Source organism: Kluyvera ascorbata ATCC 33433, from assembly GCF_000735365.1.
Classification (GTDB): Bacteria; Pseudomonadota; Gammaproteobacteria; order Enterobacterales; family Enterobacteriaceae; genus Kluyvera; species Kluyvera ascorbata.
Genome location: NZ_JMPL01000015.1, coordinates 39,799 through 65,237 on the forward strand (window position 1 = coordinate 39,799; position 25,439 = coordinate 65,237).

Here is a 25,439-nt window from a genome sequence, read left to right on the forward strand (position 1 = left end):
TGATGAGGGAATAAAGTGCAGCGAGCGCGTTGTTATCTGTTAGGTGAAACGGCTGTCGTACTGGAGCTGGAGCCGCCGGTGACGCTGGCGGCGCAGAAACGAGTCTGGCGTTTGGCTCAGCGGGCGGCAAAGTTGCCGGACGTGGTGGACGTCATTCCGGGCATGAATAATATCACGGTCACGCTACGTGACCCGCAGAGCCTGGCGCTGGATGCGATTGAACGTCTTCAGCGCTGGTGGGAAGAGAGCGAAGCCCTGGAGCCTGAATTTCGGGCCATTGATATTCCCGTAATTTACGGCGGTGAACAGGGGCCTGATCTTCCTGAAGTGGCCCACATTAGCGGCCTGACGCCGCGGCAGGTGGTGGAGCTGCACGCATCGGTTGACTACGTCGTGTGGTTCCTCGGCTTCCAGCCGGGTTTTCCGTATCTCGGTGGGCTGCCGGAACCCCTGAGAATGCCACGTCGCGCCGAGCCGCGGTTAAAAGTACCCGCGGGCTCCTTGGGCATCGGTGGCCAGCAAACCGGAATTTATCCACTGTCCACGCCGGGCGGCTGGCAGCTGATTGGCCGCACTTCTTTGCCGCTGTTCTCGCCTAATCGTGAGGAGCCGATTTTACTACGCCCCGGTGATACGGTGCGCTTTGTGCCGCAAAAGGAGGGCGTATGCTGAAGGTGACTCGTGCAGGCATGTATACCTCGGTTCAGGATGCAGGCCGCGAAGGATTACGGCAGTTCGGCGTAAGCCGCTGCGGGGCGTTGGATAAACCGGCGCTGGTAACGGCGAACCTGTTGGTTGGTAATGATGCCAACGCCGCGGCGCTGGAGATAACTCTGGGCATGGCAACCTTCACCTTTGTGCGTGAAGGTTGGTTTGCCCTTACCGGGGCAGGCTGCGAAGCCACGCTCGACGGTGAGGCGGTGTGGAGCGGCTGGCGGCACTGGACGAAAGCCGGGCAGACACTGACGCTCAAGCGTCCGAAGCACGGTATTCGTAGCTATCTGGCGCTGTCTGGCGGCATTGATGTGCCTGCCGTGATGGGCTCACGTAGTACCGATCTTAACGTCGGCGTAGGCGGCTTCGAAGGTCGGTGTTTGCAAGATGGTGATGTGCTGCCATTGGGTCAACCTGTGCGTACGTTCCGCGAGCCACGCGGCGTCAAGCCGCTTATCGCCAGCAACCGTATTCGTGCGCTGCCGGGGCCGGAATATCAGGAGTTTGACGCCACTTCTCAGGAGACCTTCTGGCGATCTCCGTGGCAGTTAAGTCCGCAAAGTAACCGCATGGGTTACCGTCTGAAAGGGCAGCCGCTGGTGCGTGACAACGTTCGCGAGCTGGTATCTCATGGTCTGGTGCTTGGCGTGGTTCAGGTGCCGCATAATGGCCAGCCCATTGTGTTGATGAACGACGCGCAGACCACCGGGGGGTATCCGCGTATTGCCTGCATTATCGAGGCCGACATGTTTCAACTGGCGCAAATCCCGCTCGGACAGCCGATACACTTTATCCAGTGTTCGCTGGAAGAGGCGCTAAAAGCGCGACACGATCAGCAGCGTTATCTGGAACAACTGGCCTGGCGACTGAATGATGACGATTGATCTTAACGCCGACCTCGGTGAAGGCGCGGCTAGCGATGCAGAACTGCTCACGCTGGTGTCATCGGCCAATATAGCCTGCGGCTTTCACGCTGGGGATGCAAGCACGATGCTGACCTGTGTACGTGCCGCGCTGAGAAATGGCGTGGCCGTGGGGGCGCACCCAAGCTTCCCCGACCGGGAAAATTTTGGCCGTACCGCGATGCAGCTACCGCCGGAAACGGTCTATGCCCAGACGTTGTATCAAATCGGTGCGCTGTCGGCGATAGTCCAGGCTGAAGGCGGCGTACTGCGTCACGTGAAGCCGCACGGTATGCTCTATAACCAGGCCGCTAAAGACCCTGCTTTAGCGGACGCTATCGCTAAGGCGGTGTTCGCGGCCAATCCGATGCTTATTCTGGTCGGCCTGGCGGGAAGCGAACTGATTCACGCCGGAACGCGCTACGGACTCGCCACGCGTCAGGAAGTGTTTGCCGACCGCGGCTATCAGTCTGACGGTTCTCTGGTACCCCGCGGCCAGCCGGGCGCGTTGATTAGCGATGAAGACCAGGCGCTGGCGCAAACGCTGGAGATGGTGCAGCGCGGGCGAGTGAGAAGCGTTGACGGTCAGTGGTCCAGGGTAACGGCGGAAACGGTCTGCTTACACGGCGATGGCTCACATGCGCTGGCGTTCGCTCGTCGCTTGCGGCGTGAATTTACGGCGCAGGGTATTCAGATAACGGCATGATGTTGTTAAGCGAGCACTGACAAACCCACTGGTAATTCGGAATTCATCAAGGCTGAAACGGGCGGGTATTGCAGTACACTCTCGGCGGGTGCTTGAGGCTATTTGTCTCAGGCATTAGCCGAAAGGCAGATAGAGAAAAGCCCCAGATAACCTTCAACGTCTTGCAGGACGTTAAACATTAATCTGAGGCCAAATCTAATGCTAGACCCATTAAGGTTAGCCTCTTACCGACCTTCGGGTCAAGGAGTAGCAGGCTATGAAACAGGAAAAGGCGATGGTTATCGCCCTGATTGTTATCTGTATCACTTTCGTTCTGGTGGTGCTGATCACAAGAGAAGATCTCTGCGAGGTACGGCTCCGAACCGGCCACGCGGAGCTCGCTGTCTTCACAGCTTACGAATCTGTTAAGTAAGAGCGCCGGCGGGGAGTCATCCCCGCCTTTTTTCGGTGTTGTTGCTATCCTCATGCACCCGTTCTTGTATTCGACGCGCCGTGTGCGAGCCAAACGTATTATTGATAATATTGTTGCCTTGACGTTTGAAAGGGAGCCATCACTATGCCTGAAGGTCCAGAGATCCGCCGGGCGGCGGACAGCCTGGAAAAGGCGATTCAGGATAAACCGCTGACTGAAGTCTGGTTTGCCTACCCTGAATTATCCTCTTATGCCCCCGATCTGATAGGCCAGCACGTCACCCACGTTGAAACCCGCGGTAAAGCGCTGCTGACCCATTTTTCTGGTGGCCTGACGCTCTACAGCCACAATCAACTCTACGGCGTGTGGCGAGTGGTTAATGCCGGGGAGATGCCAGATACCACGCGGGTGCTGCGGGTAAAATTACAAACCGCGGACAAAGCGATTCTGCTCTACAGCGCTTCTGATATTGAGATGCTGACGCCAGAGCAGGTAAAAACGCACCCGTTTTTACTACGTGTCGGGCCCGATGTGCTTGATATGGCCTTAACGCCGGAGGCGGTAAAAGCGCGGCTGCTGTCGGCAAAATTCCGCAACCGCCAGTTCTCTGGCCTGTTGTTGGATCAGGCGTTTCTTGCGGGGCTGGGTAACTATCTTCGGGTTGAGATCCTCTGGCAGGTGAGATTAACCGGGAATCATAAAGCTTCGCAGCTGGATGAACAGCAGCTTGAGGCGCTGTCGCATGCGCTGCTCGACATTCCTCGGCTCTCCTACAACACGCGCGGGCAGGTGGATGATAACAAGCATCACGGCGCGTTGTTCAGCTTTAAGGTGTTTCATCGCGATGGCGAGGCGTGCGAGCGCTGCGGTGGCATTATTGAGAAGACGATGCTGTCCTCAAGACCGTTTTATTGGTGTCCGGGGTGTCAGCATTAAGCGGTGAGATCTCCCGGGCGAGCGCAGCGACCCCGAGAAAAACGCCCACCACAGCCATAAAAAAAGCGCCCGCAGGCGCTTTTTTACTCTCAAACTCTCGATTACTTCTTGAGGTCTGATTTGAAGTCACGCTGCGTATAGCCAGTGTACAGCTGACGCGGACGCGCAATCTTCATGCCGTCGGTGTGCATTTCGTTCCAGTGCGCAATCCAGCCAATGGTACGCGCCATCGCGAAGATAACGGTAAACATGGACGATGGAATACCCATCGCTTTCAGGATGATACCGGAGTAGAAATCGACGTTCGGATACAGTTTCTTCTCGATGAAGTACGGGTCGTTCAGCGCAATGTGCTCAAGCTCCATCGCCACTTCCAGCAGATCATCTTTAGTGCCCAGTTCTTTCAGCACTTCGTGGCAGGTTTCACGCATCACGGTGGCACGCGGGTCATAGTTCTTGTAGACACGGTGACCGAAGCCCATCAGGCGGAAAGAGTCGTTCTTATCTTTCGCACGACGCACGAATTCAGGGATGTGCTCAACGGAGCTGATCTCTTCGAGCATCTTCAGTGCTGCTTCGTTGGCACCACCGTGTGCTGGCCCCCACAGAGAAGCGATACCGGCCGCGATACACGCGAACGGGTTAGCACCAGAAGAACCGGCGGTACGCACGGTAGAGGTGGATGCGTTCTGCTCGTGGTCAGCATGCAGGATCAGAATACGATCCATCGCGCGTTCCAGGACCGGGTTCACTTCGTAATCTTCGCATGGGGTCGCGAACATCATACGCAGGAAGTTACCGGCGTAGGAGAGGTCGTTGCGTGGATACACAAACGGCTGACCGATGGAATATTTGTAGCACATCGCGGCCATGGTTGGCATTTTCGACAGCAGGCGGAATGCGGCAATTTCGCGATGACGCGGGTTATTCACATCCAGAGAGTCGTGATAGAACGCCGCCAGCGCACCGGTAATCCCGCACATCACCGCCATAGGGTGAGAGTCGCGACGGAACGCATGGAATAAACGGGTGATCTGCTCGTGGATCATGGTGTGGCGAGTTACGGTAGTCGTGAACTCGTCAAATTCAGCCTGGGACGGTTTTTCACCGTACAGCAGGATGTAGCACACTTCGAGATAGTTAGATTCTGTGGCTAACTGATCGATAGGGAAGCCGCGGTGCAGCAAAATCCCTTCGTCGCCATCAATAAAAGTAATCTTAGACTCGCAAGATGCGGTAGAGGTAAAACCAGGGTCAAAGGTAAAAATGCCTTTCGAACCCAGACTACGGATATCAAGAACATCCTGACCGAGCGTGCCTTTTAGCACATCCAGTTCAATAGCAGTATCACCTGATAGAGTGATTTTTGCCTTCGTATCAGCCATTTACGGTCTCCTTAGCGCCTTTTTGCTTAAGACTGCTGGATGCCGGATTTGCAATTCAAAACATATTTCGACGTTGCCAGTTTGTTATTTGGCTCACGGCTCTGCTGTAGAGATGAAGCGAGGGTACAGAGCAAGGGCGCTTGACGGTGCACGTCTAATCTACAGTGAAACAACAGCAAATCAGGGTCTTAGCAATCCGATGATTCAAACCTGTATAACACTAATAACTGTCCTGATAAGTTCGGTCAATACCGTCACACTGTTACATAACTTATTATCAGGTGAAAGAGTGACCCCATAACTTTTGAGCATTATATGCTTTTACAGGTGATGGTTGTAACAATAATGTTTAATATTTGTCAAATCACGTGATTAATTTTTAAAAAATTGTTTTAATCGTGAGCATGATCACTGTTCTGCATAAAACCGGACAAACTATATGTAGGTTAATTGTAATGATTTTGTGAACGGCCTATACTGCCGCCAGGTCTCCGGAATACCCTGCAATCCCGAGCCACCCAGCGTTTTAACGTGTCGATTTAGCATCTGTGAGCAGATTTAACCATGACGCGAAGTTATAGAAAGGACGCTGCTTGACCCGCCTGCGGACCGGAGGAAGGAAATAATAAGAACAGCATGTGGGCGTTATTCATGATAAGAAATGTGAAAAAACAAAGACCTGTCAATCTGGATTTGACAACAATCCGGTTCCCAATAACAGCGATAGCGTCCATTCTCCATCGCGTATCCGGTGTGATCACGTTTGTGGCGGTCGGTATTTTGCTATGGCTGCTGGGCACCAGTCTCTCCTCCCCGGAAGGCTTCCTGACCGCTTCCTCTATTATGAGCAGCTTCTTCGTTAAATTCATTATGTGGGGCATCCTTACTGCGCTGGCGTATCACGCTGTCGTAGGTATTCGTCACGTGTTAATGGATTTCGGTTATATCGAAGAAACCCTCGAAGCCGGTCAGCGCTCTGCGAAAATTTCTTTTGTTATTACTGTCGTGCTTTCAATTCTTGCAGGAGTCCTCGTATGGTAAGCAACGCCTCAGCATTAGGACGCAACGGCGTACATGACTTCATCCTCGTTCGCGCCACCGCTATTGTCCTGACTCTGTACATCATCTACATGGTGGGTTTTTTTGCGATTCACGGTGAAGTCACCTGGGAAATCTGGAGCGGTTTCTTTGCCTCTGCGTTCACTAAAGTGTTCACCCTGCTGGCTCTGTTTTCTATCTTGATTCATGCCTGGATCGGCATGTGGCAGGTGTTGACCGACTACGTTAAACCACTGGCTCTGCGCCTGACGCTGCAACTGGTTATTGTTGTGGCCCTGCTGGTTTACGTTATCTATGGATTTGTTGTGGTGTGGGGTGTGTGATGAAACTGCCAGTCAGAGAATTTGATGCTGTTGTGATTGGTGCCGGTGGCGCAGGTATGCGCGCGGCGCTGCAAATTTCCCAAAGCGGCCAGACTTGTGCGCTGCTGTCTAAAGTGTTCCCAACCCGTTCCCATACCGTATCTGCGCAAGGTGGTATCACCGTTGCGCTCGGTAATACCCATGAAGATAACTGGGAATGGCACATGTACGACACCGTAAAAGGGTCGGACTACATCGGTGACCAGGACGCTATTGAATACATGTGTAAGACCGGGCCGGAAGCGATTCTGGAACTGGACCACATGGGGCTGCCGTTCTCCCGTCTGGAGAATGGGACCATCTATCAACGTCCGTTTGGCGGTCAGTCGAAAAACTTCGGCGGCGAGCAGGCGGCACGTACCGCAGCGGCGGCTGACCGTACCGGTCACGCACTGCTGCACACGCTTTATCAACAGAATTTGAAAAACCACACCACTATTTTCTCCGAGTGGTATGCGCTGGACCTGGTGAAAAATGCCGATGGTGCCGTTGTGGGTTGTACCGCACTGTGCATCGAAACCGGTGAAGTGGTTTACTTCAAAGCGCGCGCAACCGTGCTGGCAACCGGCGGGGCAGGGCGTATTTATCAGTCCACCACTAACGCCCACATCAATACCGGTGACGGCGTTGGTATGGCTATTCGCGCCGGTGTTCCGGTGCAGGATATGGAAATGTGGCAGTTCCACCCAACCGGTATCGCCGGCGCGGGCGTTCTGGTGACAGAAGGCTGCCGTGGTGAAGGTGGTTACCTGCTGAACAAACACGGTGAGCGCTTCATGGAGCGTTATGCGCCGAATGCGAAAGACCTGGCGGGTCGTGACGTGGTGGCGCGCTCCATCATGATCGAAATCCGTGAAGGTCGTGGCTGTGACGGCCCATGGGGTCCACACGCCAAGCTGAAGCTGGATCACCTGGGTAAAGAGGTGCTGGAATCCCGTCTGCCGGGCATTCTGGAGCTGTCTCGTACCTTCGCACACGTTGACCCGGTTAAAGAACCTATTCCGGTTATCCCAACCTGCCACTACATGATGGGCGGTATTCCGACCAAAGTAAGCGGTCAGGCGCTGACCGTGAACGAGCAGGGCGAAGATGTAGTGATTCCTGGCCTGTTCGCAGTAGGTGAAATTGCCTGCGTATCCGTTCACGGTGCAAACCGTCTGGGCGGTAACTCGCTGCTTGACCTGGTGGTCTTTGGCCGCGCTGTGGGCCTGCATCTGCAAGAGTCTATCGCCGAGCAGGGCGTACTGCGTGATGCGACCGAAGAAGAAATCGACGCTTCTCTGGAACGTCTGAATCGCTGGAACGGTAACCGTGACGGTGAAGATCCGGTCGAAATTCGCAAAGCGCTACAGGAATGTATGCAGCATAACTTCTCGGTATTCCGTGAAGGCGATGCGATGGCCAAAGGTCTTGAGCAACTGAAAGCGATTCGCGAGCGTCTGAAAAATGCCCGTCTTGATGACACCTCAAGCGAATTCAACACTCAGCGCGTTGAGTGTCTGGAGCTGGATAACCTGATGGAAACGGCTTACGCCACCGCGGTGTCTGCAAACTTCCGTACCGAAAGCCGTGGCGCACACAGCCGCTTCGACTTCCCGGATCGTGATGATGAAAACTGGCTGTGCCACTCCCTGTATCTGCCAGAGTCGGAATCCATGACGCGTCGTAGCGTCAATATGGAACCGAAACTGCGTCCGGCATTCCCGCCGAAGATTCGTACTTATTAATGCGGAGACAGGAATATGAAACTCGAGTTTTCAGTTTATCGTTATAACCCGGACGTTGACGATGCTCCGCGCATGCAGGATTACACCCTGGAAGCGGAAGAAGGTCGCGACATGATGCTGCTGGATGCATTGATGCAGCTGAAAGAAAAAGATCCAAGCCTGTCGTTCCGCCGCTCCTGCCGTGAAGGGGTTTGTGGTTCTGACGGTCTGAACATGAACGGGAAAAACGGTCTGGCATGCATCACGCCGATCTCCGCGCTGAATCAGCCGGGTAAGAAAATTGTTATCCGTCCGCTGCCTGGATTGCCGGTTATCCGCGATTTGGTGGTAGACATGGGGCAATTCTACGCACAGTATGAGAAGATTAAGCCTTACTTGTTGAATAATGGGCAAAATCCTCCGGCTCGTGAGCATCTGCAGATGCCAGAGCAGCGTGAGAAACTCGATGGCCTGTACGAGTGTATTCTCTGTGCATGCTGTTCGACCTCTTGCCCATCATTCTGGTGGAACCCGGACAAGTTTATCGGCCCGGCAGGCCTGCTGGCTGCGTATCGCTTCTTAATTGATAGCCGTGATACCGAAACCGACAGCCGCCTGGAAGGGTTAAGTGACGCTTTCAGCGTATTCCGCTGCCATAGCATCATGAACTGCGTCAGTGTATGTCCGAAAGGTCTGAACCCGACGCGCGCCATCGGTCACATTAAGTCGATGCTGCTGCAACGTAGTGCGTAAGTAGTCATTGTTGCCGGATGGCGACGTACCGTCTTATCCGGCCTACATCCCCCGTAGGCCTGATAAGCGAAGCGCCATCAGGCAACAAAAATGCAGGAAACCTTTAAAAACTGTCAAATCTGCTTTCTCTCATGAGAAAGGGTGAGCGCAAAGCGCTTAAGACAGTTTCTAAAGGTTCCTTCGCGGGCCAGTGCAAATACAAGAGCTCGCAAGTGAACCCTGGGACGTGTGCTATACCGGCGTACGTCGTAGTTATCCACGGCGAAATAAGCATAAGATGCTTAAGGGATCACGATGCAGAACGGCGCAATGAAAGCCTGGCTGGACTCTTCTTACCTCTCTGGCGCGAACCAGAGCTGGATAGAACAGCTCTATGAAGACTTCTTAACCGATCCTGACTCTGTCGACGCTCACTGGCGTTCAATGTTCCAGCAGTTACCTGGTACCGGAGTCAAACCGGATCAATTTCATTCCAAAACACGTGATTATTTCCGTCGTCTGGCGAAGGATGCCTCACGTTACTCTTCTTCGATTTCCGACCCTGACACGAATGCGAAGCAGGTTAAAGTCCTGCAGCTTATCAACGCTTATCGCTTCCGTGGTCACCAGAACGCGATCCTCGATCCGCTGGGACTGTGGCAGCAGGATAAAGTGGCTGATTTAGATCCCGCTTTCCACGATCTGACTGAGGCCGACTTCCAGGAGAGCTTTAACGTAGGTTCTTTCGCCATCGGCAAAGACACGATGAAGCTCGGCGATCTGATTGATGCTCTCAAACAGACCTACTGCGGCCACATCGGCGCGGAATACATGCATATCACGAACACCGAAGAGAAACGTTGGATCCAACAGCGTTTTGAAGCGGGGCATGCGACCTTTAGCGCAGAAGAGAAAAAACGCTTCCTGAGCGAACTGACTGCGGCAGAAGGTCTGGAACGCTACCTGGGCGCGAAATTCCCAGGGGCAAAACGCTTCTCGCTGGAAGGCGGCGATGCGCTGGTACCGATGCTCAAAGAGATGATCCGCCATGCGGGTAAGAGCGGTACGCGTGAAGTGGTGCTGGGTATGGCGCACCGCGGTCGTCTGAACGTGCTGATCAACGTTCTGGGTAAACAGTCCCAGGAGCTGTTTGACGAGTTCTCCGGCAAGCATAAAGAACACCTCGGCACCGGTGACGTGAAGTACCACATGGGCTTCTCCTCCGACATCGAAACCGAAGGCGGCCTGGTTCACCTGGCGCTGGCGTTTAACCCGTCACACCTCGAAATCGTGAGCCCGGTGGTTATTGGTTCCGTGCGTGCGCGTCTGGACCGTCTGGACGAGCCAAGCAGCAATAAAGTTCTGCCGATTACCATCCACGGCGACGCCGCGGTAACCGGTCAGGGCGTGGTTCAGGAAACCCTGAACATGTCCAAAGCGCGTGGTTACGAAGTGGGCGGTACCGTTCGCATCGTTATCAACAACCAGGTGGGCTTCACTACGTCTAACCCACTGGATGCGCGTTCAACCCCATATTGCACCGATATCGGTAAGATGGTGATGGCACCAATCTTCCACGTGAATGCGGATGACCCGGAAGCCGTTGCTTTCGTCACCCGTCTGGCGCTGGACTTCCGTAACACCTTTAAACGCGATGTGTTCATCGACCTGGTGTGCTACCGCCGTCACGGCCATAACGAAGCCGACGAGCCAAGCGCAACCCAGCCGCTGATGTATCAGAAAATCAAAAAGCATCCGACCCCGCGTAAAATCTATGCTGACAAGCTGGAAGCGGACAAAGTCGCGACGCTGGAAGATGCCACTGAGATGGTCAACCTGTATCGCGACGCGCTGGACGCGGGCGAATGCGTGGTGAAAGAGTGGCGTCCGATGAACCTGCACTCCTTTACCTGGTCGCCATACCTCAACCATGAGTGGGACGAAAGCTACCCGAACAAAGTTGAGATGAAGCGCCTGCAGGAGTTGGCTACCCGTATCAGTACCGTACCAGAAGCCATCGAAATGCAATCTCGCGTAGCGAAAATCTACGGCGACCGTCAGGCGATGGCGGCGGGCGAGAAGCTGTTCGATTGGGGCGGCGCGGAAAACCTGGCGTACGCCACGCTGGTCGATGAAGGCATTCCAGTCCGTCTGTCCGGCGAAGACGCTGGTCGCGGCACCTTCTTCCACCGTCACGCGGTAATTCATAACCAGTCTAACGGTTCTACCTACACTCCGCTGCAGCACGTGCATAACGGGCAGGGCGTATTTAAGGTGTGGGACTCCGTACTGTCTGAAGAAGCGGTTCTGGCATTCGAATACGGTTACGCGACGGCTGAGCCGCGCACGCTGACCATCTGGGAAGCGCAGTTCGGCGACTTCGCCAACGGTGCGCAGGTGGTTATCGACCAGTTCATCTCCTCCGGCGAGCAGAAATGGGGCCGTATGTGCGGTCTGGTTATGCTGCTGCCACACGGTTATGAAGGTCAGGGTCCGGAGCACTCTTCCGCGCGTCTGGAGCGCTATTTGCAGCTTTGCGCACAGCAGAACATGCAGGTTTGCGTACCGTCTACCCCGGCACAGGTTTATCACATGCTGCGTCGTCAGGCGCTGCGCGGGATGCGCCGTCCGCTGGTGGTGATGTCACCGAAATCTCTGCTGCGCCACCCGCTGGCGGTCTCTACGCTGGACGAGCTGGCAAACGGCACCTTTATGCCGGCCATCGGTGAGATTGACGAACTGGATCCGCAAAGCGTGAAACGCGTGGTGCTGTGCTCTGGTAAGGTTTACTACGACCTGCTGGAACAGCGTCGCAAGAACGATCAGAAAGATGTCGCTATCGTGCGTATCGAACAGCTGTATCCGTTCCCGCACCAGGCGGTACAAGAAGTATTGAAATCTTATGCTCACGTGCATGATTTTGTCTGGTGCCAGGAAGAGCCGCTTAACCAGGGTGCTTGGTACTGCAGCCAACATCATTTCCGTGATGTGATTCCATTTGGTGCTGGTCTGCGTTACGCAGGTCGCCCAGCCTCCGCCTCACCGGCGGTAGGGTATATGTCCGTTCACCAGAAGCAGCAACAAGATCTGGTCAATGACGCGCTGAACGTCGATTAATTAAGGATACAAAATGAGTAGCGTAGATATTCTGGTCCCTGACCTGCCTGAATCCGTAGCAGATGCGACCGTGGCCACCTGGCATAAAAAACCGGGCGATGCGGTAGTTCGTGATGAGGTGCTGGTAGAAATCGAAACTGACAAAGTGGTACTGGAAGTACCGGCGTCGGCGGATGGCATTCTGGATGCCGTTCTGGAAGATGAAGGTACTACCGTCACCTCCCGTCAAATCCTGGGTCGCCTGCGTGAAGGCAACAGCGGTGGTAAAGAAACCAGCGCTAAAACTGAAAGCAAAGAGTCTACTCCGGCTCAGCGCCAACAGGCCTCACTCGAAGAGCAGAATAACGATGCGCTGAGCCCGGCGATTCGTCGCCTGCTGGCTGAGCACAATCTGGATGCCAGCGCGATTAAAGGCACTGGTGTTGGCGGTCGTCTGACCCGTGAAGACGTTGAGAAACACCTGGCGAAAGCACCGGCGAAAGCCGCTGCTGCACCGGCTGCGGCAGCCGCAGCGCCGGTTGCTCCGCTGGCAGGTCGCTCCGAGAAACGTGTTCCGATGACCCGTCTGCGTAAGCGCGTAGCCGAGCGTCTGCTGGAAGCGAAAAACTCTACCGCGATGCTGACGACCTTCAACGAAGTTAACATGAAACCAATCATGGACCTGCGTAAGCAGTACGGTGATGCGTTTGAAAAACGTCACGGTATCCGTCTGGGCTTCATGTCCTTCTACGTGAAGGCGGTAGTCGAAGCGCTGAAACGCTACCCAGAAGTGAACGCGTCTATCGATGGTGAAGACGTGGTTTATCACAATTACTTCGATGTGAGCATGGCGGTTTCTACGCCACGTGGCCTGGTGACTCCAGTACTGCGTGACGTTGATGCGCTCGGCATGGCTGACATTGAGAAGAACATTAAAGAGCTGGCGCTGAAAGGCCGCGACGGCAAACTGACTGTAGAAGACCTGACCGGCGGTAACTTTACCATTACCAACGGCGGCGTTTTCGGCTCCCTGATGTCTACCCCGATTATCAACCCGCCTCAGAGCGCGATCCTGGGTATGCACGCCATTAAAGACCGTCCGATGGCGGTTGATGGCAAAGTGGAAATTCTGCCGATGATGTACCTGGCACTGTCCTATGACCACCGTCTGATCGATGGGCGCGAGTCTGTAGGCTTCCTGGTGGCAATTAAAGAGCTGTTAGAAGATCCAACCCGTCTTCTGCTGGACGTGTAGTAAAGAGTCGCCCGAGCGTTGTTCCGCTCGGGCTATCTGAACGAAAAAATCCAGATAACAACTCAACAACATTTTATAGGATGGATAGAACACATGAACTTACATGAATATCAGGCAAAACAACTCTTTGCCCGCTATGGCTTACCGGCTCCGGTGGGTTATGCCTGTACTACTCCGCGTGAAGCAGAAGAAGCCGCTTCAAAAATCGGCGCTGGCCCGTGGGTAGTGAAATGTCAGGTTCACGCTGGTGGCCGCGGTAAAGCGGGCGGTGTGAAGGTCGTAAACTCTAAAGAAGACATTCGCGCTTTTGCAGAGCATTGGCTGGGTAAACGCCTGGTAACGTACCAGACGGATGCACATGGCCAGCCGGTTAACCAGATTCTGGTTGAAGCCGCGACCGACATCGGTAAAGAACTGTATCTGGGCGCGGTTGTTGACCGTAGCTCCCGTCGCGTGGTCTTCATGGCCTCTACCGAAGGCGGCGTAGAAATTGAAAAAGTAGCGGAAGAAACCCCGCACCTGATCCACAAAGTAGCGCTGGATCCGCTGGCAGGTCCAATGCCTTACCAGGGTCGCGAACTGGCGTTCAAACTGGGTCTGGAAGGTAAACAGGTTCAGCAGTTCACTAAGATCTTTATGGGTCTGGCGACCATTTTCCTCGAGCGCGACCTGGCGCTTATCGAAATCAACCCGCTGGTTGTGACCAAGCAGGGTGACCTTATCTGCCTCGACGGCAAACTGGGTGCTGACGGCAACGCGCTGTTCCGTCAGGCTGACCTGCGCGAAATGCGTGACCAGTCTCAGGAAGACCCGCGTGAAGCGCAGGCTGCACAGTGGGAACTGAACTACGTTGCGCTTGATGGCAACATCGGTTGCATGGTTAACGGTGCGGGCCTGGCAATGGGCACCATGGACATCGTTAAACTGCACGGCGGCGAACCAGCGAACTTCCTGGACGTTGGCGGCGGCGCAACCAAAGAGCGCGTGACCGAAGCGTTCAAAATCATCCTCTCTGATGACAATGTTAAAGCCGTTCTGGTTAACATCTTCGGCGGTATCGTACGTTGCGACCTGATCGCTGACGGTATCATCGGCGCGGTAGCAGAAGTGGGCGTTAACGTCCCGGTGGTTGTTCGTCTGGAAGGCAACAACGCGGAACTCGGCGCGAAGAAACTGGCTGACAGCGGCCTGAATATTATTGCAGCGAAAAGTCTGACGGACGCAGCACAGCAGGTTGTTGCCGCAGTGGAGGGGAAATAATGTCCATTTTAATCGATAAAAACACCAAGGTTATCTGCCAGGGCTTCACCGGTAGCCAGGGTTCTTTCCACTCCGAACAAGCGATTGCTTACGGTACGCAGATGGTTGGCGGCGTAACGCCAGGCAAAGGCGGTACCACTCATCTGGGCCTGCCGGTGTTCAACACCGTGCGTGAAGCGGTAGAAGCGACGGGCGCAACCGCAACCGTTATCTACGTTCCAGCACCGTTCTGCAAAGACTCCATTCTGGAAGCTATCGATGCAGGCATTAAGCTTATCATCACCATTACCGAAGGTATCCCTACGCTGGATATGCTGACCGTGAAGGTGAAACTGGATGAAGCCGGTGTGCGCATGATTGGCCCGAACTGTCCAGGCGTTATCACCCCAGGCGAATGCAAAATCGGCATCATGCCGGGTCACATTCATAAACCAGGTAAAGTGGGTATCGTCTCCCGTTCCGGCACCCTGACTTACGAAGCGGTTAAACAGACCACTGACTACGGTTTCGGCCAGTCCACCTGTGTGGGCATCGGCGGTGACCCGATCCCAGGTTCTAACTTCATCGACATCCTGAAGCTGTTCCAGGAAGATCCGCAGACCGAAGCGATTGTTATGATCGGTGAAATCGGCGGTAGCGCAGAAGAAGAAGCAGCCGCTTATATCAAAGATCACGTGACCAAGCCGGTTGTTGGCTACATCGCGGGTGTTACCGCGCCGAAAGGCAAGCGTATGGGCCACGCTGGTGCCATCATTGCCGGTGGTAAAGGTACCGCTGATGAGAAATTTGCTGCACTGGAAGCCGCTGGCGTGAAGACCGTTCGCAGCCTGGCTGACATCGGTGAAGCGCTGAAGTCCGTCATTAAGTAATCCTCTCTGCTCCCTCACCGAATTCCCGCTGCATACAGGGAAAAGAGGGAGCCTTATATGTCTAGTTTCGACATGGTTGGCCGCCCCTGGGTGGCCTTTTTTTTATCATGTTCTCCCGCCCTGAATGTTGCGCCGTTGATTTTATCTGCCATCGTCTTTATTGCTCGTTTTTTGCGCAAGCAATAGCGAGGAAAAATTATTCGTCAACAGTGGAAATCCGTTTAGATATCGGTAAATGTTAATTTATTAATATTTAAAGTAAATGAAATGTTATTTGCGTCATGCTGCAATGTTTGATGTGGAAAAAAATGACGGACGGTCTACTTTGAACTATACGGGCGATTTTACGTTATTCAGGTTTCTCGAGGTTAAATTCAATTACCTCTAAGTCCAATTTCACTTCAATTGATAACCATCAAAGTCAAATCGAAAACACATTGTTAACATTTTGTTCATCATAATATTCAATTAAAAACATAATTAACAATCTCACGTTAAGTTGATTTAAATCAATATGTAATCTCTGGCTATAAGCGACTAAAACGGCTAAATTGTTGTGGATCAAATTGGCCTAAAACAGTGTGATTCGCTATAAATTGATCACCGTCGAAAAACGTAAAACTTCTCCAATAAAAACCTGTTTATTGTAAGGGTTTTACAGCGTAATATATTTTAGGGATCAATTGAGTTTTTTATTAACACGTTTGTAACTTTCACTTATTGCTGTTTCCGCTGTTCACCAAGGGGCGGCAGTAGGGAAGGGGACAAATCAATTTGTATTGGGGCATGTGTTTGAATCCCGGTCTACGGGTTCATTCTCGGAGTCTTCATGCGATGAGCAAGGAGTCATGATGTTAGATATAGTCGAACTGTCGCGCTTACAGTTTGCCTTGACCGCGATGTACCACTTCCTGTTTGTTCCGCTAACGCTCGGTATGGCGTTCCTGCTGGCAATCATGGAAACGGTCTACGTCCTTTCCGGCAAACAGATTTATAAAGATATGACCAAGTTCTGGGGCAAGTTGTTTGGTATCAACTTTGCGCTGGGTGTGGCTACCGGTCTGACCATGGAGTTCCAGTTCGGGACTAACTGGTCGTACTATTCCCACTACGTGGGCGATATTTTCGGTGCGCCGCTGGCCATCGAAGGTCTGATGGCCTTCTTCCTCGAATCTACCTTTGTAGGTCTGTTCTTCTTCGGTTGGGATCGTCTGGGTAAAGTCCAGCACATGGCGGTGACCTGGCTGGTAGCCCTGGGCTCCAACCTGTCAGCACTGTGGATCCTCGTCGCGAACGGCTGGATGCAAAACCCGATTGCGTCGGATTTCAACTTCGAAACCATGCGTATGGAAATGGTCAGCTTCTCTGAGCTGGTCCTGAACCCGGTCGCACAGGTGAAATTCGTCCATACCGTGGCATCTGGCTACGTCTGCGGCGCGATGTTCGTCCTCGGCATCAGCTCCTACTATATGCTGCGCGGTCGTGACTTCGCCTTCGCTAAGCGTTCCTTTGCGATCGCAGCCAGCTTCGGCATGGCGGCTATCCTCTCCGTTATCGTTCTGGGTGATGAGTCCGGTTACGAAATGGGTGACGTTCAGAAAACCAAACTGGCTGCGATTGAAGCCGAATGGGAAACGCAGCCGGCACCGGCCGCCTTTACTCTGTTTGGTATTCCTGACCAGGATGCGCAGGAAAACCACTTCGCCATTCAAATTCCTTACGCGCTGGGCATCATCGCGACCCGCTCTGTTGATAAACAGGTTACCGGTCTGAAAGATCTGATGGTTCAGCACGAAGAACGTATCCGTAACGGTATGAAGGCTTACTCGCTGCTCGAACAGCTGCGTGGCGGCTCTACTGACCAGGCCGTTCGCGATCAGTTTAACAACGTGAAGAAAGACCTGGGTTACGGCCTGCTGCTGAAGCGCTATACGCCAAACGTATCTGATGCGACCGAAGCGCAAATTCAGATGGCAACCAAAGATTCTATCCCACGCGTTGCGCCGCTGTACTTCGCGTTCCGTATCATGGTGGGCTGCGGCATCTTGATGCTGCTGATTATCGCTACCTCCTTCTGGACGGTTATTCGTAACAAAATCGGCGAGAAAAAATGGCTGCTGCGCACCGCGCTGTATGCGATTCCGCTGCCATGGATTGCTATCGAATCCGGCTGGTTTGTAGCGGAATACGGCCGTCAACCGTGGGCGATTGGTGAGGTACTGCCAACGGCAGTGGCTAACTCCAGCCTGACCGCGGGCGACCTGATCTTCTCGATGTTGCTGATTTGCGGCCTGTACACCCTGTTCCTCGTGGCGGAGCTGTACCTGATGTTCAAATTTGCTCGCCGTGGACCTAGCAGCCTGAAAACCGGTCGTTACCACTATGAGCAGCCTACCGCTCAGCCGGCACGCTAAGACAGGAGTCGTCAAATGATCGATTATGAAGTATTGCGTTTTATCTGGTGGCTACTGATTGGCATTCTGCTGATTGGTTTTGCCGTCGCCGATGGCTTCGACATGGGGGTGGGCATGCTCACCCGTTTCCTCGGTCGTAACGACACCGAGCGTCGAATCATGATTAACTCCATCGCTCCGCACTGGGACGGTAACCAGGTGTGGCTCATCACCGCCGGTGGCGCACTGTTCGCCGCATGGCCGATGGTGTATGCCGCTGCCTTCTCCGGCTTCTATGTGGCGATGATCCTGGTGCTGGCATCCTTGTTCTTCCGTCCGGTCGGTTTTGACTACCGTTCTAAGATTGAAGACACCCGCTGGCGCAACATGTGGGACTGGGGCATCTTCATCGGTAGCTTTGTGCCGCCGCTGGTGATTGGCGTTGCGTTCGGTAACCTGCTGCAGGGCGTACCGTTCCACGTCGATGAATATATGCGCCTGTACTACACCGGTAACTTCTTCCAGCTGCTGAACCCGTTTGGTCTGCTGGCAGGTATTGTCAGCGTTGCGATGATCCTGACTCAGGGCGCGACCTACCTGCAGATGCGTACCGTGGGCGAACTGCACCTGCGCACCCGCAACGTCTCTATGGTGACGGCGCTGGTCACTCTGGTGTGCTTCGCACTGGCAGGCGTCTGGGTTTACTACGGCATCGATGGCTACGTGGTGAAATCGGTTCTGGATCATTCCGGCCCGTCTAACCCACTGACCAAAGAAGTGGCGCGTGAAGCCGGTGCATGGATGGTGAACTTTAACAATATGCCAGCGCTGTGGGCGATTCCTGCTCTGGGCGTCGTGCTGCCACTGCTGACCATCCTGACCACTAAGGCGGATAAAGGCGCGTGGGCGTTCCTGTTCTCCTCACTGACGCTAGCGTGCATCATCCTGACCGCCGGTATTGCCATGTTCCCGTTCATTATGCCTTCCAGCACAATGATGAGCGCGAGCCTGACGATGTGGGATGCGACATCCAGCCAGATGACGCTGAATCTGATGACCTACGTAGCCGCTGTCTTCGTACCGATTATTCTGGCCTACACCACCTGGTGTTACTGGAAAATGTTCGGTCGTATTACGAAAGAAGATATCGAACGTAACACCCACTCTCTGTACTAAGTAAGGAGCTGAATATGTGGTATTTCGCATGGATTTTGGGAACGCTTCTTGCCTGTGCATTCGGCGTTATCACCGCGCTGGCGTTAGAGCACGTCGAAGCGACCAAAGCGGGTGAAGAAAAGCACTGATGAAAAATGTTATCGCAATGTTGTACGCGATAATGGATAAGCGCCCCTTGCGGGCGCTTTCCCTTGTGATGGCCCTGCTGCTGGCAGGCTGCATTTTCTGGGACCCGACGCGCTTTGCGGCGAAGACCAGTGAACTGGAAATCTGGCATGGTTTCCTGTTGATGTGGTCAGTGTGCGCGGGGGTGATCCATGGGGTAGGGTTCCGCCTACGCACGGTTCACTGGCAGGGGATTTTTTGTCCGCTTATCGCCGATCTGGTACTGCTGGCTGGTTTGATTTTCTTCTTCTATCGTTGAAAATTATCGCCTGATGATAATGGGCTTGCATAAGCCCATAAAAATTTACTCTCCGTTTACTTCCCCCCATTCCAAACCATCTTTCCCGCGCGTATAGTAGCGAAGTTCAAAAACCCAAAAATTTTTTGCATTACTGGGATGTAAAGTGAATACAACGCTGTTTCGATGGCCGGTTCGGGTCTATTACGAAGATACCGATGCTGGTGGTGTGGTTTACCATGCCAGCTATGTCGCTTTCTATGAAAGAGCACGCACAGAGATGCTGCGTCACCATCACTTCAGTCAGCAGGTGCTGTTGGCTGAGCGGGTGGCCTTTGTCGTGCGTAAAATGACGCTGGAGTATTTTGCGGCTGCCCGACTCGACGATATGCTCGAAGTCCAGACAGAAATTACATCAATGCGTGGTACCTCCATGGTATTCACGCAGCGAATAGTCAACGCTGAGAATAAGGTTCTGAATGAAGCAGAAGTCCTGATTGTCTGTGTTGATCCACTCATCATGAAGCCTCGTGCGCTTCCCAAGTCTATTGTCGCGGAGTTTAAGCAGTGACTGACATGAACATCCTTGATTTGTTCCTGAAGGCTAGCCTTCTGGTTAAACTTATCATGTTGATTTTGATTGGTTTTTCAATCGCCTCCTGGGCCATCATCATCCAGAGAACGCGCATCCTTAACGCGGCAACCCGCGAGGCTGAAGCGTTTGAAGATAAGTTCTGGTCAGGCATCGAGCTGTCTCGCCTGTATCAGGAGAGCCAGGGACGTCGTGAAAACCTCGCGGGATCGGAACAGATCTTCTACAGCGGTTTTAAAGAGTTTGCGCGCTTACACCGTGCGAACAGCCATGCGCCGGAAGCGATTGTGGAAGGGGCCTCGCGTGCGATGCGTATTTCTATGAACCGTGAACTGGAAACGCTGGAAACGCATATCCCGTTCCTCGGCACCGTAGGTTCTATCAGCCCGTATATCGGTCTGTTTGGTACCGTCTGGGGGATCATGCACGCCTTTATCGCGCTGGGCGCGGTAAAACAGGCTACGCTGCAGATGGTTGCACCAGGGATCGCGGAAGCGCTGATCGCCACCGCTATCGGTCTGTTTGCGGCAATTCCAGCGGTTATGGCGTACAACCGTCTGAACCAACGCGTGAACAAACTGGAACTGAACTACGACAACTTTATGGAAGAGTTCACCGCCATTCTGCACCGTCAGGCCTTTACCGTCAGCGAGAGCAACAAGGGGTAAGCCATGGCCAGAGCACGTGGACGCGGGCGTCGCGAACTGAAGTCCGAAATTAACATCGTTCCGCTGCTGGATGTGTTGTTGGTGCTGCTGCTGATCTTTATGGCGACAGCGCCGATCATTACGCAGAGCGTGGAAGTGGATCTCCCTGATGCAACAGAATCTCAGGCGGTAAGCAGCAATGATGAGCCGCCAGTCATCGTTGAAGTGTCCGGTGTCGGACAATACAGCGTGAACGTCGGTCAGGAGAAGATGCCGCAACTGCCACCTGAACAGGTTGTTGCAGAAGCGCAGCGCCGGTTACAGGCGAATCCGAAAACGGTCTTCTTAATTGGGGGCGCGAAAGACGTGCCTTACGATGAAATAATTAAAGCGCTTAACCTGTTACACAGCGCTGGGGTGAAATCGGTCGGGTTGATGACCCAGCCAATTTAACCAGCAAGATGCCGCACACACGCGGAAGGTACGGGCCGGGTACGGCCTGTTCTTTGCGTTGTAGAGTAACGGGTGAACAGTTTTTGGGAACCGAGAGTGTCAAAGGCAACCGAACAAAACGACAAGCTTAAACGAGCGATAATTATTTCAGCAGTGCTGCACGTCATTTTGTTTGCGGCGCTGATCTGGAGCTCGTTTGATGAACATATAGAGGCTTCTGCGGGCGGCGGTGGCGGTTCGTCCATCGATGCCGTCATGGTCGATCCCGGCGCGGTCGTTGAGAACTATAATCGTCAACAGCAGCAGCAATCCAGCTCAAAACGTGCGCAAGAGCAACGTGAAAAGCAGGCTCAGCAGCAGGCTGAAGAGTTACGTGAAAAACAGGCTGCGGAACAGGAACGCTTAAAAGCGCTGGAGAAAGAGCGTTTGCAGGCGCAGCAAGCGGCTAAAGAAGCTCAGGAACAGCAGAAACAGGCTGAAGAAGCTGCCGCGAAAGCAGCAGCTGATGCAAAAGCGAAGGCAGATGCTCAGGCGAAAGCCGCGGCTGATGCGGCGGTGAAAGCGGCCGCTGATGCGAAAGCAAAAGCTGATGCTCAGGCTAAAGTTGCGGCGGAGGCAGCGAAGAAAGCCGCTGCCGATGCGCAGAAAAAAGCAGAAGCGGAAGCGGCGAAAGCTGCAGCCGATGCTAAAAAGGTAGCTGAAGCTGCCGCCGCGAAAGCGGCTGCGGATGCCGAGAAGAAAGCGGCAGCCGAAGCAGCGAAGAAAGCAGCTGCTGAAAAAGCCGCGGAAGAAAAAGCTGCCGCTGCCGCCGAGAAGGCTGCTGCTGCCGCTGAAAAAGCCGCTGCCGATAAGGCCGCCGCCGCTGCTAAAGCGGCTGCAGATAAGAAAGCTGCAGCGGCTGAAAAAGCCGCAGCGGACAAGAAAGCAGCAGCTGAAAAAGCGGCCGCCGCGAAAAAAGCTGCTGCTGAGAAAGCCGCTGCTTCTTCCGGCGTAGATGACCTGCTGGGTGACCTTAGCTCTGGTAAGAATGCACCGAAAACCGGCGGCGGAGCGAAAGGTAACAATGCTTCCGCAGCGGGGAGTGGTAATACTAAAAATAATGGCGCGTCAGGCGCGGATATCAGCAACTATGCTGGGCAGATTAAATCTGCCATTGAGAGCAAGTTCTACGACGCATCATCCTATGCAGGCAAAACCTGTACGTTGCGTATAAAACTCGCCTCAGACGGCCTGTTGCTGGACATTCAGTCTGAGGGTGGCGATCCCGCACTTTGTCAGGCCGCACTTGCTGCAGCCCGTCAGGCGAAGATTCCAAAACCACCGAGCCAGGCAGTATATGAAGTGTTTAAAAATGCACCACTGGACTTCAAGCCGTAAGCATAATTTTCCCCGCTCCGGCGGGGGAAAACTATCTTCGGGCGCCGGTGGGTTTTGGTAGTTTTGTGTATTTTAGTTTGTTAACATTCTGCTAAATTATCGTGGGCTTTCCGCCTGGATAAGGGAGAAATGATGAAGCAGGCATTACGAGTAGCATTTGGTTTTCTGATGCTGTGGGCAGCAGTGCTGCACGCAGAAGTACGTATCGAGATCACCCAGGGGGTGGACTCGGCACGCCCAATTGGCGTCGTACCTTTCCAGTGGGCGGGGCCAGGTGCTGCGCCTGAAGATATCGGCGGTATCGTGGGCGCTGACCTGCGTAACAGCGGGAAATTTAACCCATTAGATCGTTCTCGTCTGCCGCAGCAGCCGGGCAGCGCTCAGGAAGTTCAGCCGGCCGCATGGTCTGCGCTGGGTATTGATGCTGTCGTTGTAGGGCAGGTGAGTCCTAACGCTGACGGCAGCTATAATGTTTCTTATCAGCTGGTTGATACCGGCGGTGCCCCAGGTACCGTGCTGGCACAGAACACCTACAAAGTTAACAAGCAGTGGCTGCGTTATGCAGGTCACACTGCCAGTGACGAAGTGTTCGAAAAGCTGACGGGCATCAAGGGCGCGTTCCGTACCCGTATTGCTTACGTTGTTCAGACCAACGGCGGTCAGTTCCCGTATGAACTGCGCGTTTCTGACTACGACGGCTATAACCAGTTTGTGGTTCACCGTTCTCCGCAGCCGCTGATGTCTCCAGCATGGTCTCCGGACGGTTCGAAAGTGGCTTATGTGACCTTCGAAAGCGGCCGTTCAGCGCTGGTGGTGCAGACTCTGGCTAACGGCGCAGTGCGTCAGATTGCCTCGTTCCCGCAGCACAACGGTGCACCGGCGTTCTCGCCTGATGGTTCTAAACTGGCGTTCGCATTGTCGAAAACCGGTAGCCTGAACCTGTACGTGATGGACCTGGGCTCTGGCCAGATTCGTCAGGTAACCAACGGTCGCAGCAACAACACGGAACCAACCTGGTTCCCGGACAGTCAGAACCTGGCCTTCACTTCTGACCAGGCCGGTCGTCCACAGGTGTATAAAGTTAATGTTAACGGCGGTGCTCCGCAGCGTATTACCTGGGAAGGTTCACAGAACCAGGATGCTGACGTCAGCAGCGACGGCAAGTTTATGGTAATGGTCAGCTCGGCTAACGGCCAGCAGCACATTGCTAAGCAGGATCTGGTAGCGGGTGGCGTACAAGTACTGTCGTCAACGTTCCTGGACGAAACGCCAAGTCTGGCACCTAACGGCACTATGGTAATCTACAGCTCTTCTCAGGGGATGGGATCCGTGCTGAATTTGGTTTCTACAGATGGGCGTTTCAAAGCGCGTCTTCCGGCAACTGATGGACAGGTTAAATTCCCTGCCTGGTCGCCGTATCTGTAATAATAATTAATGAATTGATTACTAAAGGAATCATAGAAATGCAACTGAACAAAGTGCTGAAAGGGCTGATGATCGCTCTGCCTGTTATGGCAATCGCGGCATGTTCTTCTAACAAGAACGCTAGCAATGACCAGAGCGGCGAAGGCATGCTGGGTGCCGGCACTGGTATGGATGCTAACGGTAGCGGCAACATGTCTTCTGAAGAGCAAGCGCGTCTTCAGATGCAGCAGCTGCAGCAGAACAACATCGTTTACTTCGATCTGGACAAGTACGATATCCGTTCTGACTTCGCAGCAATGCTGGATGCTCACGCTAACTTCCTGCGTAGCAACCCATCTTACAAAGTCACCGTAGAAGGTCACGCGGACGAACGTGGTACTCCTGAGTACAACATCTCCCTGGGCGAACGTCGTGCTAACGCTGTTAAGATGTACCTGCAGGGTAAAGGCGTTTCTGCTGACCAGATCTCCATCGTTTCTTACGGTAAAGAAAAACCTGCAGTACTGGGTCACGACGAAGCGGCTTACGCCAAAAACCGTCGTGCCGTACTGGTTTACTAAGAGAATTGCATGAGCAGTAACTTCAGACATCACATGGTGAGTCTGTCGTTACTGGTTGGCATAGCGGCCCCCTGGGCCGCTTTTGCTCAGGCGCCAATCAGTAGTGTCGGCTCAGGCTCGGTCGAAGACCGTGTCACCCAACTCGAGCGTATTTCTAACGCTCACAGTCAGCTTTTAACCCAACTTCAGCAGCAACTCTCCGATAACCAGACTGATATTGATGCCCTCCGTGGACAGATCCAGGAAAGTCAGTACCAGCTGAACCAGGTCGTCGAACGTCAAAAGCAGATTATGCTGCAAATTGACAGCCTGGGCGGTAGCGGTGCAGCTCCAGCTCAGCAGGCTACGGGCGACCAGAGCGGCGCAGCGCCAGCAGCGGCGGCTCCAGCAGCATCAGCGGGCGCTAGCGCGTCAGGTGTGCCGGTGCAGACGGGTGATGCCAATACGGATTACAACGCGGCTATTGCGCTGGTGAAGGATAGTTCTCGCCAGGATGACGCGATTGCTGCGTTTCAGAACTTCATCAAAAAATATCCTGATTCAACCTACCAACCCAATGCCAACTATTGGCTGGGTCAGTTGAATTACAACAAGGGTAAAAAAGATGATGCGGCGTACTACTTTGCATCGGTGGTGAAAAACTACCCGAAGTCGCCTAAGGCGGCGGACGCGATGTTTAAGGTCGGGGTCATCATGCAGGACAAAGGTGATACTGCAAAAGCGAAAGCGGTATACCAGCAGGTTGTCAGCAAATACCCAGGTACCGATGGTGCAAAGCAGGCGCAAAAACGTCTCAGTGGGATGTAATGCGCGAAGTAAGACCAGAAATTGTTTTATTTCTGGTCTTGCCGCATGAAACATAAGCAGTTAAGTGATCTTTGTCGAAATTTTTGTTGCGCTGAATTCTGAATTCAGTAATATATGCCGCCGTTGCCAAGGGATATCAAACATCCTGAAAGTGACGAAAAAAGTGGGTCGTTAGCTCAGTTGGTAGAGCAGTTGACTTTTAATCAATTGGT

27 protein-coding genes are annotated in these 25,439 nt (G+C 53.7%); 25 read left to right on the forward strand and 2 right to left on the reverse strand.

Annotated elements, in window-relative coordinates; translation table 11 throughout:
• Positions 1 to 15 precede the first annotated feature (15 nt).
• From pxpB to nei, 5 genes are all read left to right on the forward strand, one after another.
• Positions 16 to 672, forward strand: a complete 657-nt coding sequence (pxpB, locus tag GKAS_RS06305; protein ID WP_035892711.1) for a 5-oxoprolinase subunit PxpB — start codon at positions 16 to 18, stop codon at positions 670 to 672.
• On the forward strand, positions 666 to 1,598 hold the full coding sequence (gene pxpC, locus GKAS_RS06310) for a 5-oxoprolinase subunit PxpC (protein ID WP_035892712.1): 933 nt from the start codon (positions 666 to 668) through the stop codon (positions 1,596 to 1,598). The genes pxpB and pxpC overlap by 7 nt, the downstream gene beginning before the upstream one ends.
• Positions 1,588 to 2,322, forward strand: a complete 735-nt coding sequence (gene pxpA, locus GKAS_RS06315; RefSeq protein WP_035892740.1) for a 5-oxoprolinase subunit PxpA — start codon at positions 1,588 to 1,590, stop codon at positions 2,320 to 2,322. Before pxpC ends, pxpA begins: the two co-directional genes overlap by 11 nt.
• Positions 2,323 to 2,578: 256 nt before the next feature.
• On the forward strand, positions 2,579 to 2,734 hold the full coding sequence (locus GKAS_RS06320; RefSeq protein ID WP_035892715.1) for a Hok/Gef family protein: 156 nt from the start codon (positions 2,579 to 2,581) through the stop codon (positions 2,732 to 2,734).
• Positions 2,735 to 2,878: 144 nt separating this feature from the next.
• Positions 2,879 to 3,670 (forward strand): endonuclease VIII, encoded by a 792-nt coding sequence (nei, locus tag GKAS_RS06325; protein ID WP_035892716.1) that lies wholly within the window; start codon positions 2,879 to 2,881, stop codon positions 3,668 to 3,670.
• Between the two features lie 101 nt (positions 3,671 to 3,771).
• Here the strand turns inward: nei and GKAS_RS06330 are convergent, their stop codons facing one another.
• Together GKAS_RS06330 and GKAS_RS25520 are read right to left on the reverse strand one after the other, a co-directional pair.
• Positions 3,772 to 5,055: a citrate synthase gene (locus GKAS_RS06330; RefSeq protein WP_035892717.1), complete on the reverse strand. Its 1,284-nt coding sequence runs from the start codon at positions 5,053 to 5,055 to the stop codon at positions 3,772 to 3,774.
• Between the two features lie 204 nt (positions 5,056 to 5,259).
• Positions 5,260 to 5,367 carry a hypothetical protein gene (locus GKAS_RS25520; RefSeq protein WP_420828620.1) on the reverse strand — a complete coding sequence of 36 codons (108 nt, stop codon included), beginning with the start codon at positions 5,365 to 5,367 and terminating at the stop codon, positions 5,260 to 5,262.
• 324 nt (positions 5,368 to 5,691) lie between these two features.
• Between GKAS_RS25520 and sdhC the strand changes: the two genes are divergently transcribed.
• The 20 genes from sdhC to cpoB all read left to right on the forward strand — a co-directional run bounded on the left by sdhC (position 5,692) and on the right by cpoB (position 25,227).
• Entirely contained in the window at positions 5,692 to 6,096 is a 405-nt protein-coding gene (sdhC, locus tag GKAS_RS06335; protein ID WP_035892718.1) for a succinate dehydrogenase cytochrome b556 subunit, read from the forward strand.
• On the forward strand, positions 6,090 to 6,437 hold the full coding sequence (sdhD, locus tag GKAS_RS06340; protein WP_035892719.1) for a succinate dehydrogenase membrane anchor subunit: 348 nt from the start codon (positions 6,090 to 6,092) through the stop codon (positions 6,435 to 6,437). The genes sdhC and sdhD overlap by 7 nt, the downstream gene beginning before the upstream one ends.
• On the forward strand, positions 6,437 to 8,203 hold the full coding sequence (gene sdhA / locus GKAS_RS06345; RefSeq protein WP_035892721.1) for a succinate dehydrogenase flavoprotein subunit: 1,767 nt from the start codon (positions 6,437 to 6,439) through the stop codon (positions 8,201 to 8,203). Before sdhD ends, sdhA begins: the two co-directional genes overlap by 1 nt.
• A gap of 15 nt (positions 8,204 to 8,218) precedes the next feature.
• The gene (gene sdhB / locus GKAS_RS06350) at positions 8,219 to 8,935 is read left to right on the forward strand and encodes a succinate dehydrogenase iron-sulfur subunit SdhB (RefSeq protein WP_035892722.1); all 717 of its coding nucleotides are present in this window, start codon (positions 8,219 to 8,221) and stop codon (positions 8,933 to 8,935) included.
• A 294-nt stretch (positions 8,936 to 9,229) separates the two neighbouring features.
• Complete coding sequence (gene sucA / locus GKAS_RS06355; RefSeq protein WP_035892723.1) at positions 9,230 to 12,031, forward strand: 2-oxoglutarate dehydrogenase E1 component; 2,802 nt, start codon at positions 9,230 to 9,232, stop codon at positions 12,029 to 12,031.
• A gap of 13 nt (positions 12,032 to 12,044) precedes the next feature.
• The gene (gene odhB, locus GKAS_RS06360; protein WP_035892725.1) at positions 12,045 to 13,265 is read left to right on the forward strand and encodes a 2-oxoglutarate dehydrogenase complex dihydrolipoyllysine-residue succinyltransferase; all 1,221 of its coding nucleotides are present in this window, start codon (positions 12,045 to 12,047) and stop codon (positions 13,263 to 13,265) included.
• 93 nt (positions 13,266 to 13,358) lie between these two features.
• Positions 13,359 to 14,525 carry an ADP-forming succinate--CoA ligase subunit beta gene (gene sucC, locus GKAS_RS06365; RefSeq protein ID WP_003022927.1) on the forward strand — a complete coding sequence of 389 codons (1,167 nt, stop codon included), beginning with the start codon at positions 13,359 to 13,361 and terminating at the stop codon, positions 14,523 to 14,525.
• Positions 14,525 to 15,394, forward strand: a complete 870-nt coding sequence (gene sucD, locus GKAS_RS06370) for a succinate--CoA ligase subunit alpha (RefSeq protein WP_035892726.1) — start codon at positions 14,525 to 14,527, stop codon at positions 15,392 to 15,394. The genes sucC and sucD overlap by 1 nt, the downstream gene beginning before the upstream one ends.
• Before the next feature lie 57 nt (positions 15,395 to 15,451).
• Positions 15,452 to 15,580, forward strand: a complete 129-nt coding sequence (locus GKAS_RS25440; RefSeq protein WP_281630966.1) for a hypothetical protein — start codon at positions 15,452 to 15,454, stop codon at positions 15,578 to 15,580.
• Between the two features lie 665 nt (positions 15,581 to 16,245).
• Positions 16,246 to 17,808, forward strand: coding sequence for a cytochrome ubiquinol oxidase subunit I (cydA, locus tag GKAS_RS06375; protein WP_035892727.1), 1,563 nt, complete (start codon positions 16,246 to 16,248; stop codon positions 17,806 to 17,808).
• A 15-nt stretch (positions 17,809 to 17,823) separates the two neighbouring features.
• Positions 17,824 to 18,963, forward strand: a complete 1,140-nt coding sequence (cydB, locus tag GKAS_RS06380; RefSeq protein WP_035892728.1) for a cytochrome d ubiquinol oxidase subunit II — start codon at positions 17,824 to 17,826, stop codon at positions 18,961 to 18,963.
• Between the two features lie 14 nt (positions 18,964 to 18,977).
• Positions 18,978 to 19,091, forward strand: coding sequence for a cytochrome bd-I oxidase subunit CydX (gene cydX, locus GKAS_RS23740; RefSeq protein WP_003858598.1), 114 nt, complete (start codon positions 18,978 to 18,980; stop codon positions 19,089 to 19,091).
• Positions 19,091 to 19,387 carry a cyd operon protein YbgE gene (ybgE, locus tag GKAS_RS06385; RefSeq protein WP_035892729.1) on the forward strand — a complete coding sequence of 99 codons (297 nt, stop codon included), beginning with the start codon at positions 19,091 to 19,093 and terminating at the stop codon, positions 19,385 to 19,387. Before cydX ends, ybgE begins: the two co-directional genes overlap by 1 nt.
• 145 nt (positions 19,388 to 19,532) lie before the next feature.
• Positions 19,533 to 19,937, forward strand: coding sequence for a tol-pal system-associated acyl-CoA thioesterase (ybgC, locus tag GKAS_RS06390; RefSeq protein WP_035892730.1), 405 nt, complete (start codon positions 19,533 to 19,535; stop codon positions 19,935 to 19,937).
• Positions 19,934 to 20,626, forward strand: a complete 693-nt coding sequence (gene tolQ, locus GKAS_RS06395) for a Tol-Pal system protein TolQ (RefSeq protein WP_115074598.1) — start codon at positions 19,934 to 19,936, stop codon at positions 20,624 to 20,626. The genes ybgC and tolQ overlap by 4 nt, the downstream gene beginning before the upstream one ends.
• A 3-nt stretch (positions 20,627 to 20,629) precedes the next feature.
• A complete protein-coding gene (gene tolR / locus GKAS_RS06400; RefSeq protein ID WP_035892731.1) occupies positions 20,630 to 21,058 on the forward strand; it encodes a colicin uptake protein TolR in 429 nt (142 codons plus the stop codon).
• Positions 21,059 to 21,154: 96 nt separating this feature from the next.
• Positions 21,155 to 22,435 carry a cell envelope integrity protein TolA gene (gene tolA, locus GKAS_RS06405; RefSeq protein WP_035892733.1) on the forward strand — a complete coding sequence of 427 codons (1,281 nt, stop codon included), beginning with the start codon at positions 21,155 to 21,157 and terminating at the stop codon, positions 22,433 to 22,435.
• Positions 22,436 to 22,567: 132 nt separating this feature from the next.
• Entirely contained in the window at positions 22,568 to 23,860 is a 1,293-nt protein-coding gene (gene tolB / locus GKAS_RS06410; protein WP_035892734.1) for a Tol-Pal system beta propeller repeat protein TolB, read from the forward strand.
• 38 nt (positions 23,861 to 23,898) lie between these two features.
• Positions 23,899 to 24,420 carry a peptidoglycan-associated lipoprotein Pal gene (gene pal / locus GKAS_RS06415; RefSeq protein ID WP_035892735.1) on the forward strand — a complete coding sequence of 174 codons (522 nt, stop codon included), beginning with the start codon at positions 23,899 to 23,901 and terminating at the stop codon, positions 24,418 to 24,420.
• A gap of 9 nt (positions 24,421 to 24,429) precedes the next feature.
• On the forward strand, positions 24,430 to 25,227 hold the full coding sequence (cpoB, locus tag GKAS_RS06420; RefSeq protein WP_035892736.1) for a cell division protein CpoB: 798 nt from the start codon (positions 24,430 to 24,432) through the stop codon (positions 25,225 to 25,227).
• The last annotated feature ends 212 nt before the right edge of the window (positions 25,228 to 25,439 follow it).